The sequence below is a fragment of the Butyricicoccus sp. genome, assembly GCF_977037065.1.
The window spans coordinates 1-12,775 of sequence record NZ_CDRQNY010000037.1 but is presented as its reverse complement, the minus strand read 5'-3'; the positions used below and the strand labels follow the sequence as shown (position 1 = coordinate 12,775).

Genomic DNA, 12,775 nt, shown 5'->3' with positions numbered 1-12,775 from the left:
GTCAGGAGTGGAAGTGCAGTAATGTATGGAGCGGACTGATACTAATAGGCCGAGGGCTTGACCTTAAATGTTAGGTAACCTCGAAAGATAGCTTGCGAGTAGGATTGTTCAGTTTTGAGGGTGTAAATCTTCAAAAGTAGGTGTTAATGGTGACGAGGGTACACCTGTTCCCATTCCGAACACAGTAGTTAAGCTCGTTTACGGTGACAATACTTGGCTGGCGACGGCCCGGGAAGATAACTCAACGCCTACATCTAAGCAGCAACGAAAGTTGCTGCTTTTTCTATACTACTGAGAGGAAAACGCCGATGTATCAGTATATTTTATTTGATTTAGACGGTACGCTCACCGATTCCCGCGAGGGCATCACCAAATCGGTGCAGTATGCGCTGGATAAAATGGGCATCCACGAGCCGGAGCTCAAGCCGCTGGAGCGCTTTATCGGTCCGCCACTGTACGACGAATTCCGCCGCAGCTACGGCTTCGATGACGCCGAGGCAAAGCAGGCAATCGAGTTCTACCGTGAGCGATTCGGCGTGATCGGTTGGAAGGAGAACATGCTCTACAACGGAATTCCGGAGTTGCTGAAGACCCTGACGGACGCCGGAAAGACTCTGTCTACCGCATCGTCCAAACCGGCGTTTTTCATTGATAAAATCGTCAAATACTTTGATATTGCGCAGTATTTCACCGTGGTTTCCGGTGCAACGCTGGATGGCACGATCGGCACAAAGGCACAGGTCACACAGCAGGCGCTCGACCGTTTGCAGGTGCAGGATCTGTCACAGGCTGTGCTGGTCGGTGACCGCCTGCACGATGTGGAAGGTGCGAAGCAATGCGGTATTGACTGCATCGGCGTGACGTTCGGCTTTGGCGGCCGAGAGGAGCTGGAGGACGCAGGCGCGAAGCATGTAGTCGACCGTGCGGAGGAACTGCTGCCGCTGCTGCTCTGAATTTCCATAAAAAGCTGTCTTTTGAGACAGCTTTTTTGCGTTTTCGGGCAGAGAAAACCGCGCAAAAATCTGCAAATTATGCAGGTTTTCTCTCCTATTATGGGGCACATTGTGCTATAATATAAGCTGAATAAAAGTGCATTGAAAGGAGTTCTCTCCGTGGCAGATATTACCGTACAAAACCTGACCAAATATTATGGTGACCGCCTGATCCTCAAGGACATCTCGTTCGACATTCAGCCGGGCGAAAAGGTTGCTATTTTAGGCGCAAACGGCGCCGGAAAGACCACTTTGCTTAATATTTTGACCGACCGGCTGTCGTATGACGGCGGACACGTTGCGTTCGGACAGGGACGAACCGCCGGTGTCATTGACCAGATGCCGGATTTTCCGCCGGAATCGACCGTGGAGGACATTCTCCGTCTGGCGTTCAAGGAGTCCGACGAAGTTGCGGCAGCAATGGACGCGCTGACCGATGAAATGACGCGCAAGCCGGATGACGCATCGCTGCTCAAGCGTTACGCACAGCTGGAAACGCGGCTGGAAATCCTCGGCGGCTACAACCGAGATTATGAGATCAACCGCGTGTGCAACGGTCTTGAAATCGCGCAGGAAATGCGCTCGCAGAAGTTTGACCTGCTCTCCGGCGGCGAAAAAACGCGTATCAACCTTGCCCGCATCATTCTCGAGCAGACCGACGTACTGCTGCTTGACGAGCCGACGAACCACCTCGACATGGACGCTGTGGACTGGTTGGGCAATTATTTGGAGAATTACCGCGGCACCGTGCTCATTATCTCGCATGACCGCTGGTTTATCGACCAGTGCTGCGACCGCGTGATTGAAATCCACGATTGCACCTGCGATTTCTACAACGGCAATTACTCGTACTATGCGGTCGAGCGTGAGCGTCGCCGTGAGGAGCAGCTTAAGCACCACGAGCACGAGCTGGCGGAGAAAAAGCGTCTGGAGGCGACTGCGCGTTCCATGCACGAGCACGGCACCGAGCATCTGGCAAAGCGTGCCGCGTCCATCGAGAAGCGCATTGCGCGTATGAAGGTCACTGACCGGCCCAAGACCGACAAAAAGATGACCGTCACGTTTGGTGACCCGAACTACGAGACCGAGGAAGTGCTCAAGGTTCGTGATATTACAAAAAGTTATGACGGACGAGAAATATTACACAATGTATCGTTCAACATTCGTAACCGCGAGCGTGTCGCGCTGCTTGGCGCAAATGGCGCCGGAAAGACCACTATGCTGAAAATCCTGCTCGGCGAGGAAGTGCCGGATGGCGGCGTCATCCGCAAGGGCGTTGGACTCAAGCCGGCGTACCTGCCGCAGCAGGTGTATTTTGCCAATCCGCACCGCAACCTCATCGACACGCTCATCTACGACAAGAACGTATCCATGCAGGTGGCGCGAAACCGGCTCGGTTCGTTCCAGTTTACCGGTGAAACCCAGCTGAAAACCGTAGATATGCTGTCCGGCGGTGAGAAAAGCCGTTTGCGCCTGTGTGAGCTGATGTACGATCCGCTCAATCTGCTCATTCTCGACGAGCCGACCAACCACCTTGACCTTGCCTCCCGCGAGTGGATTGAGGAGGCGGTTGAGGCATTCGACGGCACGCTGCTGTTTGTTTCGCATGACCGTTACTTCGTCGAGCGCTTTGCAACCCGCGTGCTGTATCTCGAAAACGGTCACCTGACCGATTTTATCGGCTCGTACAGCGCGTTCCTTGACTGGCGAGCCAAGGGCGGCGGCGCACTGCCGGAAGCGGCTCCTGCACCGGCGCCCAAGAAGAAAAAGGCCGCTGTGCCGACGCTGGACGATGTGCCCAAGCCGCCTGAGAAGCCAAAGCGCACCGGCGGCACCAAGAATCTGCAGAAGCTGCTGAACACGCTCGAGCGCGAGATTTCGCAGCTGGAAACCCAGTCGTCCGACCTCGAACAGCAGATGGTGGACGCGGCATCGGATTCCGGCAAGCTGCTCGAGCTGATGACCGAAAAAGAAGCCTGTGACGAAAAACTCGCCGCAAAAATGGATGAATGGGAAGCCGTTGCGGCCGAGCTGGAGGAACTGCAATGAAAGAAAAAAGGGTATGGATAGGGCTTGCGGTGTTGTTTGCTGTCATTGGCGTGCCGCAGCTGTTCTGGAAGCCGTCGCGGTTCGGCGGTATTTTCCTGCTGGCGCTTGCCATCGGCTGTATGGGGGAATGGCTGATGCTGCGCGGACGCGAAAAGCATAAGGCGTGCCGCATTTTGTCGCGCGTGGGACGCGTACTGTTTGCATTGTTCGTGCTGTCGTTTGCGGCGGTGCAGGTGTTTGTAATCGGCATAGCATTCGACGAGGATGACCCGTCAGCTGCGCCGCAGGCGGATTACTATCTGGTGCTGGGTGCGCTCGTCAATCCGAACGGACAGCCGTCGGCGGCTCTGGCGGCACGGTGCGATACGGCGATCGCGGTGCTGAACGTCAATCCGGGCAGTCAGGCCATCCTGTGCGGCGGTCAGGGCGGCGATGAGCCGCGCACCGAGGCTGCAGCCATGCAGGATTACATGGTCGCGCACGGTGCAGACGCAGAACGGCTGATCCTGGAGAACAAGTCGAGCACGACCATCCAGAATATCGCCAACGCAAAAAAGCTGCTGCCCGAGGGCGCAGATGTTGCCGTAATTACAAATGATTATCATCTTGCCCGCGCACGCCGCCTGCTGGCGCATGCCGGTCTGGGTGACGCAGGCGTTCCCGCGAAAACGCCGTATCCGGGGCAGTGGATGGCGGTAAGGTGCCGCGAATACTGCTCCATCATGGGATTGATGTTCACCGGACGCTGGTAAAGGCAATTTTAATGAATTTTCCGTGCTTTACACGATTTGGAGATAGAGTATGTTTGAAAAACTGAAAGTCTTAGCGGCGCGGCTGGATGAGCTGGAAATGCGGCTTTCCGCGCCGGATTTATACGACGACCCCGACCGGGCGGCCAGGCTGCTGCGTGAGCGCAACGAACTTGAGCCAATCGTCACCGCGTTCCGCGAATACGAGCAGGCACAGCGCACGCTTGCGGACGCGACCGAAATGCTGTCCGACCCGGACATGAAGGAGCTGGCGCAGGAGGAGCTGCAGCAGGCCAAGAGCGATATTGCCCGTCTGGAGGACGAACTGAAAATCCTGCTGCTGCCCAAGGACCCGAACGACGAGAAGAATATCTACGTTGAGATTCGCGGCGGTGCAGGCGGCGAGGAAAGCGCGTTGTTTGCCGCTGACCTCTACCGCATGTACACGATGTACGCCGACAAGCGCGGCTGGCAGACTGAGGTCATGAACAAATCCGAGACCGAGCTGGGCGGCTACAAGGAGATCGTGTTCCGCGTGGCAGGCGATAAGGTGTACTCGCGGCTCAAGTTCGAGAGCGGCGTACACCGCGTGCAGCGTGTGCCCGAGACCGAAAGTCAGGGCCGCGTGCACACCTCGACAACCACCGTGGCTGTTCTTCCCGAAGCGGAGGAACTCGACTTCTATATCGACCCGAAGGATTTACGCATCGACACGTTCCGCGCCTCCGGCGCGGGCGGTCAGCACATTAACAAGACCTCCTCGGCCATCCGTGTCACCCATATTCCGACAAACACGGTCGTCGAGTGTCAGGACGAGCGCAGCCAGCACAAGAACAAGGAGAAAGCGCTGTCCGTGCTGCGTTCGCGGCTGTACGAGGCCGAGGTGGAAAAGCAGCGTGCCGCCATCGCCGCTGACCGCAAAAGTCAGGTCGGCACCGGCGACCGATCGGAGCGCATCCGCACCTACAATTTCCCGGAGAATCGCGTGTCCGATCACCGCATCAAGCTGACCATCTACAAGCTGGATCAGTTCCTGAACGGCGATATGGACGAGATTTTAGACGCACTCATCGCGGCTGACACAGCGGAAAAGCTGAAAGAGCAGAGCGAAATGTAGCCTTAGAACTGGATTTCGTTATCCTCATTGTCCCAGTCGTCCCACTTGTCCTCGGTCTGGCTCTCCAACTCAGCATTCAGATCGGACATGTCGCCGAATTCTACGCGGCAGATGATCTTGGTGCAGGTGGTGAACATCACACGGACGTAAAACCGCTTGGGCACGCGTTCGTAAATGCGCGACGCGCTCTCCGTGCCGCCGGCCTTGGTCTGCGGGCTGTTGGCAATGTAGCCGACCTTGCCGATGTACGGCAGAAACGCGCGGATGGCATCGCTGTCGTACGGATTGCTCGGCTCCTTGGCACAGCGGATGAGATTGCCGATCTGGAACGGCTCACGTCCGTAATAGTGCTGAAAACCGGTGATCGTGACGAAAATGTTCTTGTTCTTTGCCATGCGAAGCACTCCTTTCTTTTATAATTGGAGTATAGCATGGTGAATGTCCGATAAACCTCTCTTTGGTGGGAAACAAGGGTCATAGACCCTTATAATAAAAGGAGGATTTTCATGTTAAGAAGTGGTGTAATTTTACTTGTTCTGGGCATCGCCGTATTTCTTGCGGCGAGCGTGCAGCTGTTTCGGGGCAGGACGAAGAAAGCCCACTGGTGTATTTCGTGCGTGCTGGCGATGCTGCTTGTGGGAAACGGCATCTGGAACGCAAACCGTTATTTTGACCTCGGTATCGGCGTGCCAAAGACGTTTTCTGCGGAAAACTGGGCGAAAACCGCACCGGCACAGCGGCATTTCATGGACAGCGACCTGCAAAACAGCACCGAACTTGTCGGTATGAGCGCGGACGAGGTGCGTGAGCTGCTCGGTACGCCGGACTATGCGGACACCGATACCTGCCTTTCGTACCTCATTGCACAGCCGTTTGATGAGGTAACGCTCGACCTGACACTGGAAAACGGCATCGTTACCAAAGTGGAAGAAAAAGACCATTGATACCATAAATGGAAGTGTAAACTGATGAAAACAACTCTTTTGACACCGGAAACCGACGAAAACGCGGTAAAAACCGCCGCAGAACTCATTCGAGCGGGCGAGGTCGTCGGCATGCCGACCGAAACCGTGTACGGTCTTGCGGCGAATGCGCTGAACGGCGAGGCGGTAAAGAAAATTTTCCTCGCGAAAGGCCGTCCGCAGGATAACCCGCTGATCGTCCACATCGCGGATTTCGAGCAGATTTACGACCTGTGTCCGGCGGTTCCGCCGCAGGCAAAGCAGCTTGCAGACGCGTTCTGGCCGGGTCCGCTGACCATGATCGTGCCCAAAGGCGGTTGCATTCCGGACGAGGTTTCGTGCGGACTGGACACAGTGGGCATCCGCCTGCCGTCGCACCCGATGGCGCGTGCGCTGATTCGGGAGAGCGGCGTACCGCTGGCGGCTCCGTCCGCGAATACGTCCGGCAGACCGTCCACAACCACGGCGGCGCACGTCATGCATGATATGGACGGCAAGATTGCGGCTGTATTGGACGGCGGCGCGTGCGGCGTCGGCGTGGAGAGCACGGTAATCACACTCGCGCTCGAGCGTCCGCGTCTGCTGCGTCCGGGCGGCATCACGCTCGAGCAGCTTCGCTCGGTGCTCGGCGAGGTGGATGTTGACCGCGCGCTGTACGAGAAGATCGGGGATGACGTGAAGGTGTCGGCGCCCGGCATGAAATACCGGCATTACGCGCCGAAGGCGCCCGTAACGGTCGTGCGCGGCAACCCGCAGGACACGGCGAAGTACATTGCGGAGCGTATCGGTGACGCAACCGGTGTGCTGTGCTTTGATGAGTACAAGGATATGTTCCCGAACTGCATTGTGGAGTGCTTCGGCTCGAGGGACGATCTCGGCGCACAGGCGAGGGAAGTATTCGACCGCCTGCGGGCGTTCGATGATACCGAGGTAACGCAGATTTGGGCGCAGTGTCCGTCGGATGAAGGACTCGGTCTTGCAGTGGCGAACCGGATTAAGAAAGCGGCGGGATTCTCGGTAATTGAGGTGTAAAATGGCCATTCCGAAATATGACGAGATGTATGCGGATTTTTTGCGTGTATTAGCAGATAATCGAATACATAGCCTATCTGATATACAGGATGCGATTGCTAAAAAACGTCATCTGACAGGGGATGAATTGGCGGAGAGGGCACCTAACAAACCGGGAACTGTGTTCAGCAATAGAGTAGCTTGGACAAAGGCATATCTGATGAAAGCAGAGTTGATTTGTTCTGCGAAGCGTGGTTATTGCCGAATCACAACAGATGGGCAAAAACTCCTTTCCAAACGCTTGAAAAAGATAGATAATACGGTTTTAAGCCGCTATAAAGGATTTACAGAATATCTGAATTCTGAAAAAGTTCAAGATGAAAATGTTGAATTACGTTGTGAAAGTCCCCAAAGCGACGTACAACCTTTGATAGATGAAGCACCGGATGAACTGATTACAAAAGCAGTTGATACACTAAACAAATCGCTGGCCGATGAATTGCTTCAAGAGATTATGGAACAAACGCCGGCATTTTTTGAATGGTTGGTGCCATACTTGTTGGGTAAAATGGGATATGGCGTTTCAGAACGAGATCTCAGCAAAATAAGCCATCAATCGCGTGATGGTGGCATAGATGGCGTGATTCGGCAAGATAAATTGGGCTTTAGTAAAATCTATATTCAAGCGAAAAGATGGGACCCGCAGGTGGTAGTAGGCCGCCCGGAACTGCAAAAATTTTATGGTGCCTTACCGAGCGGGACTGCACACGGATTGTTTATCACAACAGCACGGTTTTCGGATGATGCGAAAAAATATGCTGAAAATAGAGGAAACATTGTTTTGGTGGATGGGATACGCTTGGTCAATCTGATGATTGAACATAATGTTGGCGTTTCGGTTGAGACACAATATGTGATAAAAAAGATAGATTCGGACTTCTTTAAGGGAGAATAATCAGGAAGTGAAACTAATGAAAATCATCGGCTTGACCGGCGGCAGCGGCACCGGCAAAGGCACGGTTGCCGCGCGTATGCGCGCTCTCGGTGCAGGCTGGGTGGACGCGGATGCCGTCTACCGCACGCTCTGCGCGGAGAACCGCGAAATGCTGTCCGCACTCGACGCCGCCTTTGGCATCGTGACTGATGCAAACGGTGCGCTTGACCGTCCGAAACTTGCGAAAATCGTGTTTTCCGACCCCGCAAAGCTGCAAACGCTCAACGAAATCACCACTCCGTATATCCGCAGGGCGTCTCTCGACGCGATTCACGCACAGAGCGAGTGCCCGGTCGTGCTGTACGATGCACCGACTCTGTTTGAAGCCGGTGCGGACGACTTCTGCGACAAAATCGTCGCTGTGCTCGCGCCGCACGACACGCGCGTTGCCCGTATCATCGAGCGGGACGGTCTGTCCGATGAAGCCGCACGCGCCCGCATTGACGCGCAGCCGAACGACGCGTTTTACCGCGAAAAATGCGATTTTATCATCGAAAACAACGGCGATCTCGATGCACTCTATCGGGACACCGATGCTTTATACAGTCAACTCATTAAGTGATTCGGATTAAAAAAGGAGAATGCAACATGACTTCCGAACAGCTTTTTTACGACAAAAAGACCGGCTTTGACCGTTTGACCGACGAGGACAAGCAGGGCATTCAGACCTACGCCGAGGGTTACAAAAAATTCCTTGACGAGAGCAAAACCGAGCGTGACGCCGTGCTGGAAATCGCCCGCATGGCTGAGAGCAAGGGCTTCCGTGCCTGGACGCGCGATGACACGCTTCGTCCGGGTGACAAGATTTACCGCATCAACCGCCACAAGGGCATTATGCTGGCTGTTATCGGCAATCAGAGTCTGGCCGAGGGCGTGCGTCTGACTGCTGCTCACCTCGATGCACCGCGCGTTGACATCCGCACCGTGCCTCTGTATGAGGACAACGGCATGGCGTTCTTCAAGACCCACTACTACGGCGGCATCAAGAAGTATCAGTGGACCGCAATTCCGCTCGAGCTGCGCGGCGTTGTCTGCGTCTGCGAGAACGGCGAGGTCAAGCGCGTACAGGTGCGCGTAGGCGACAAGCCGACCGACCCGAAGTTCGTTATCACCGACCTGCTGCCGCACCTTGCCACCGAGCAGATGACGCGCAAGGCGACCGAGGTGATCAAGGGCGAGAGTCTGAACATCCTCATTGGCTCGGTTCCGAGCGAAACCGTGGACGAAAAGTGCAGCGAGAAGATCAAACTCGCCATTATGGAGCACCTTAACCGCGAGTACGGCATGACCGAAGCGGATTTCCTGTCTGCAGAGCTGTGCTGCGTTCCGGCGTTCAATGCCTGCGATATCGGTTTTGACCGCTCGTTTGTCGGCGCGTACGGCCACGACGACCGCGTTTGCTCCTATCCGGCAGCAACCTCTCTGTTCGACCTGACCGAGACTCCGGCACATACCGGCGTCTGCCTGCTGGTGGACAAGGAGGAAATCGGCTCGGACGGCGTGACCGGCATGCAGTCCCGCACGTTCGACACCTTTATGGCTGACCTCTGCCGTGCGCAGGATGTGCTGCTCGACGAGTGCTTCGAGAACTCGGTCTGCCTGTCTGCCGATGTCTGCAACGCCTTTGACCCGAACTATCCGGAGGTCTCCGAGAAGCGCAACGATGCGCGCGCAAACTGCGGCTTTGCACTCGTCAAGTACACGGGCGCACGCGGCAAGTCCGGCACCTCGGATGCAACCGCTGAGCTGATGGCGCGCATCCGCTGCATTTTCGACAAGGCGGGTGTTATCTGGCAGACCGGTCAGCTTGGCAAGGTTGACCAGGGCGGCGGCGGCACGGTTGCCATGTACCTCGCAAACCGCAACATTGACACCGTAGACGCAGGCGTTCCGGTGCTCTCCATGCACGCACCGTTCGAGTGCATTGCCAAGCTGGATCTGTATATGGCATACAAGGGCTTTGGTGCGTTCTACCGCGATTAAACGAGATAAAACGGAGGTTTTACCATGCTGTTGATTCAAAACGGACGGGTTCTCGACCCGTATACGCAGATGGATGCGTTGTGTGATGTGCTGATCGGTGACGACGGCGTTATCGCGCAGGTGGCTGAGCACATCGACGCGCCCGCGGGCTGCACGGTGTATGACGCGAGCGGGCTGACGGTATCTCCCGGCTTTGTGGACGGCCATGTGCACTTCCGCGATCCGGGTCAGACCCAGAAAGAGGATGTGTTGACCGGTGCGGCGGCGGCAGCCGCGGGCGGCTACGCCACGGTAATCTGCATGGCGAACACCGTGCCGACCTGTGACACACCCGAGATCATCCGCTACGTTACCGACAAGGCGAAGGACTGTCCGGTGCAGGTTTTGCAGGCAGGCTCGGTCACCAAGGGCCTGAAAGGGCAGGAGCTGACCGACTTTGACGCACTGCTCGAAGCGGGTGCGCCGTGCCTGACCGACGACGGCATCAACCTGACGAGTGCGGCGCTGTGCCGCACCGCCATGGCGGAAGCCGCCAAGCGCGGCACGCTGCTCTCGTTTCACGAGGAGGAGCCGTCACTCGTGCCGTCTCCGGGTGTCAACTACGGCTCGGAGGCCGCCAAGCATTTCGGCGTACCGGGCGCAATGGCGAGCGCGGAATCTGCAATGATCGGCCGTGACATTGCGCTGGCGCTCGATACCGGTGCGCGCGTGCTGTTCCAGCACGTTTCGTCCGCGCAGTCGGTCGCGCTCATTCGAGCGGGCAAGGCGATGGGCGCGAAGATTTACGCCGAGGTTACGCCGCATCATCTGTCGCTGACCGAGGATGATGTGCCGGCACACGGCACTTATGCGCGCATGAATCCGCCGCTCCGCAAGGAGGCTGACCGTCAGGCGCTGATTGCGGCTCTGGCGGACGGCACCATCGACATGGTGGCAACCGACCATGCACCGCACACCGCGGAGGAGAAGGCCCGCGAGTTCGCAAAGGCGCCGTCCGGTATCACCGGCTTGGAAACCGCATTCTCGGTGTGCAATACTTACCTCGTTCAGACCGGCAAGCTCACGCCGATGCAGCTTGTTGACCGCATGAGCAAGACTCCTGCCGAGATTTACGGTTTGACCGACCGTGCCGTGCAGGCAGGCAATTTCGCCCGTCTGGTGCTGCTGGACTGGGATACTGAGAGGGTATACGAAACGTATAAATCAAAGGGAATCAACACACCGTATACCGGTAAAAAACTCACCGGTTCGCCGAAGGCGATCGTTACCGGCACGAAAGTTACCGAATAAAGCCTAAAAGGGACCCGAGAGGGTCCCTTTTTGACATTCTGCGCGGAAGCAAAAAACTTGCGAAAAAATTTTGCAAAATCTATTGACAAATAAGCTGTATCCGCGCTATAATATACAAGCTGATTGCGATAAACCATCCAAACAGCGTGTACCAGCATTTTATATTCCTCAATAGCTCAGTTGGTAGAGCATGCGGCTGTTAACCGCAGGGTCGTTGGTTCGAGTCCAACTTGAGGAGCCACTTTATAGGGGTATAGCTCAGCTGGTAGAGCATCGGTCTCCAAAACCGAGTGCCGTGGGTTCGATCCCTACTGCCCCTGCCAATGCTGCTATAGCTCAGTCGGTAGAGTGCATCCTTGGTAAGGATGAGGTCACCAGTTCAAATCTGGTTAGCAGCTCCATGAAGAACCGCTTATAGGCGGTTCTTTTTTTATGAAAAATTCTGCAAAATAAGGGAGAAAACAGGTATGAAGCTGCGAAACTCTTTGTTTCTGCTGCTGACGGCCACGATTTGGGGTGTGGCGTTCGTGGCGCAGAGCGTCGGCATGCAGTATGTCGGCCCGTTCACCTTTGTGTTCGCGCGCAACGTCATCGGCGGACTGGTCCTGCTGCCGGTCATCGCGGTGTTGGGCAAAAGCGGCGGCCCGCATCCGAAGCAAGCGCCCGAGGAGCACCGCAAAGCCCGCAAAACGCTCGTTATCGGCGGTATGTGCTGCGGCACGGCGCTGTGCGCGGGCAGCATCACCCAGCAGTTCGCGCTGCTGTATACGCCAGTCGGCAAGGCCGGATTCCTCACCGCGTGCTACATTCTGATCGTGCCGCTGCTCGGCATGCTGTTTGGCCGCAAGTGCGGACTCAAGCACTGGTGCGGTGTTGCGCTGGCGCTGCTCGGCATGTATTTCCTGTGCATGGCGGGCGGTAGCTTCGGTTTCGCGATGGGCGACCTCATCGGTCTGTCGTGTGCGCTGCTGTTCTCCATCCATATCACAGTCATTGACCATTTTTCACCGATGGTGGACGGCGTGAAGATGTCCTGCATCCAGTTTTTCTTCTGTGCGATCTTATCGGGCATCGGCATGCTGATTTTCGAGCAGCCGAGCTTCGCGAACATCCTTGCCGCGTGGAAGCCGATTCTGTATGCCGGTGCGATGTCGTCCGGCGTGGGCTATACCCTGCAGATTGTCGGTCAGAAGGGCATGAACCCGGCGGTAGCATCGCTTATCATGAGTCTGGAGTCGGTTATCTCGGTTATCGCAGGCTGGCTTATTCTCGGTCAGGCGCTGTCCGGCCGAGAAATTTTCGGCTGTGTGCTGATGTTTGGCGCTATCGTGCTGGCACAGCTGCCGGAACGGAAAAAACAGAGCGTATAATGCAAAAGACAGATTTCTATTTTGTGCTGCGTGCGACAGCACGCATAAAATAGAATTTGCGCAGCAAATTCATAAAAACCGGGGGCGTGGTCCAGACCACCCTCTCTTGCCGCTATGCGGCAATTCACCTTGTGTACCTCGGTTTTTATACAAGGGAAGAAAAAATGTGTCCGGAGGACGCGGTTTTTCTTCAGCATTCGATCGAAAGCGTGGTTTCGATCGAGAGGCTGCTCGAAAAACGATAGTTTTTCGACAGCC

Annotated in this window: 12 protein-coding genes, 3 tRNA genes and 1 rRNA gene; 15 read left to right on the top strand and 1 reads right to left on the bottom strand. The window is 56.0% G+C overall.

The features are described from left to right. Nucleotides 1-136: 136 nt before the first annotated feature. From rrf to prfA, 5 genes are all read left to right on the top strand, one after another. Nucleotides 137-253, top strand: a 5S ribosomal RNA gene (gene rrf, locus ACWVX6_RS10095). Between the two features lie 55 nt (nucleotides 254-308). After that, the gene (locus ACWVX6_RS10090) at nucleotides 309-953 is read left to right on the top strand and encodes an HAD family hydrolase (RefSeq protein WP_118360951.1); all 645 of its coding nucleotides are present in this window, start codon (nucleotides 309-311) and stop codon (nucleotides 951-953) included. Between the two features lie 159 nt (nucleotides 954-1,112). Then, nucleotides 1,113-3,041: a ribosomal protection-like ABC-F family protein gene (gene abc-f / locus ACWVX6_RS10085; RefSeq protein ID WP_455153063.1), complete on the top strand. Its 1,929-nt coding sequence runs from the start codon at nucleotides 1,113-1,115 to the stop codon at nucleotides 3,039-3,041. Next, the gene (locus tag ACWVX6_RS10080; RefSeq protein ID WP_455153062.1) at nucleotides 3,038-3,793 is read left to right on the top strand and encodes a YdcF family protein; all 756 of its coding nucleotides are present in this window, start codon (nucleotides 3,038-3,040) and stop codon (nucleotides 3,791-3,793) included. Before abc-f ends, ACWVX6_RS10080 begins: the two co-directional genes overlap by 4 nt. A gap of 49 nt (nucleotides 3,794-3,842) precedes the next feature. Then, on the top strand, nucleotides 3,843-4,907 hold the full coding sequence (prfA, locus tag ACWVX6_RS10075) for a peptide chain release factor 1 (protein WP_455153061.1): 1,065 nt from the start codon (nucleotides 3,843-3,845) through the stop codon (nucleotides 4,905-4,907). A gap of 2 nt (nucleotides 4,908-4,909) precedes the next feature. Here the strand turns inward: prfA and ACWVX6_RS10070 are convergent, their stop codons facing one another. Continuing rightward, nucleotides 4,910-5,302 (bottom strand): HIRAN domain-containing protein, encoded by a 393-nt coding sequence (locus ACWVX6_RS10070; RefSeq protein ID WP_455153060.1) that lies wholly within the window; start codon nucleotides 5,300-5,302, stop codon nucleotides 4,910-4,912. A 111-nt stretch (nucleotides 5,303-5,413) separates the two neighbouring features. Between ACWVX6_RS10070 and ACWVX6_RS10065 the strand changes: the two genes are divergently transcribed. The 10 genes from ACWVX6_RS10065 (at nucleotide 5,414) to ACWVX6_RS10020 (ending at nucleotide 12,517) form a co-directional block, all read left to right on the top strand. Beyond that, a complete protein-coding gene (locus ACWVX6_RS10065) occupies nucleotides 5,414-5,851 on the top strand; it encodes a hypothetical protein (RefSeq protein ID WP_118761848.1) in 438 nt (145 codons plus the stop codon). 24 nt (nucleotides 5,852-5,875) lie between these two features. Continuing rightward, nucleotides 5,876-6,901 (top strand): L-threonylcarbamoyladenylate synthase, encoded by a 1,026-nt coding sequence (locus ACWVX6_RS10060; protein ID WP_118761847.1) that lies wholly within the window; start codon nucleotides 5,876-5,878, stop codon nucleotides 6,899-6,901. 1 nt (nucleotide 6,902) lies between these two features. Continuing rightward, the gene (locus tag ACWVX6_RS10055; RefSeq protein WP_118761846.1) at nucleotides 6,903-7,835 is read left to right on the top strand and encodes a restriction endonuclease; all 933 of its coding nucleotides are present in this window, start codon (nucleotides 6,903-6,905) and stop codon (nucleotides 7,833-7,835) included. A 16-nt stretch (nucleotides 7,836-7,851) separates the two neighbouring features. Beyond that, nucleotides 7,852-8,436: a dephospho-CoA kinase gene (coaE, locus tag ACWVX6_RS10050; protein ID WP_118761845.1), complete on the top strand. Its 585-nt coding sequence runs from the start codon at nucleotides 7,852-7,854 to the stop codon at nucleotides 8,434-8,436. A 26-nt stretch (nucleotides 8,437-8,462) separates the two neighbouring features. Next, complete coding sequence (locus tag ACWVX6_RS10045) at nucleotides 8,463-9,857, top strand: aminopeptidase (RefSeq protein ID WP_118761844.1); 1,395 nt, start codon at nucleotides 8,463-8,465, stop codon at nucleotides 9,855-9,857. Nucleotides 9,858-9,881: 24 nt separating this feature from the next. Further along, complete coding sequence (locus tag ACWVX6_RS10040) at nucleotides 9,882-11,147, top strand: dihydroorotase (RefSeq protein WP_118761843.1); 1,266 nt, start codon at nucleotides 9,882-9,884, stop codon at nucleotides 11,145-11,147. A 165-nt stretch (nucleotides 11,148-11,312) separates the two neighbouring features. Beyond that, nucleotides 11,313-11,388: transfer RNA gene (locus ACWVX6_RS10035), tRNA-Asn, on the top strand. A 6-nt stretch (nucleotides 11,389-11,394) separates the two neighbouring features. Continuing rightward, nucleotides 11,395-11,470 (top strand) — tRNA-Trp (locus tag ACWVX6_RS10030). A gap of 2 nt (nucleotides 11,471-11,472) precedes the next feature. After that, nucleotides 11,473-11,548, top strand: a tRNA-Thr gene (locus ACWVX6_RS10025). A gap of 66 nt (nucleotides 11,549-11,614) precedes the next feature. Beyond that, a complete protein-coding gene (locus ACWVX6_RS10020) occupies nucleotides 11,615-12,517 on the top strand; it encodes a DMT family transporter (protein ID WP_118761842.1) in 903 nt (300 codons plus the stop codon). The last annotated feature ends 258 nt before the right edge of the window (nucleotides 12,518-12,775 follow it).

Bases quoted from the DNA above. Each gene is read 5' to 3' on its own strand.
- ACWVX6_RS10040 (WP_118761843.1), top strand. From the start codon at position 9,882: ATGCTGTTGATTCAAAACGGACGGGTTCTCGACCCGTATACGCAGATG.
- ACWVX6_RS10045 (WP_118761844.1), top strand. From the start codon at position 8,463: ATGACTTCCGAACAGCTTTTTTACGACAAAAAGACCGGCTTTGACCGT.
- ACWVX6_RS10070 (WP_455153060.1), bottom strand. From the start codon at position 5,302: ATGGCAAAGAACAAGAACATTTTCGTCACGATCACCGGTTTTCAGCAC.
- ACWVX6_RS10060 (WP_118761847.1), top strand. From the start codon at position 5,876: ATGAAAACAACTCTTTTGACACCGGAAACCGACGAAAACGCGGTAAAA.
- coaE (WP_118761845.1), top strand. From the start codon at position 7,852: ATGAAAATCATCGGCTTGACCGGCGGCAGCGGCACCGGCAAAGGCACG.
- ACWVX6_RS10055 (WP_118761846.1), top strand. From the start codon at position 6,903: ATGGCCATTCCGAAATATGACGAGATGTATGCGGATTTTTTGCGTGTA.
- prfA (WP_455153061.1), top strand. From the start codon at position 3,843: ATGTTTGAAAAACTGAAAGTCTTAGCGGCGCGGCTGGATGAGCTGGAA.
- ACWVX6_RS10065 (WP_118761848.1), top strand. From the start codon at position 5,414: ATGTTAAGAAGTGGTGTAATTTTACTTGTTCTGGGCATCGCCGTATTT.
- ACWVX6_RS10090 (WP_118360951.1), top strand. From the start codon at position 309: ATGTATCAGTATATTTTATTTGATTTAGACGGTACGCTCACCGATTCC.
- ACWVX6_RS10080 (WP_455153062.1), top strand. From the start codon at position 3,038: ATGAAAGAAAAAAGGGTATGGATAGGGCTTGCGGTGTTGTTTGCTGTC.
- ACWVX6_RS10020 (WP_118761842.1), top strand. From the start codon at position 11,615: ATGAAGCTGCGAAACTCTTTGTTTCTGCTGCTGACGGCCACGATTTGG.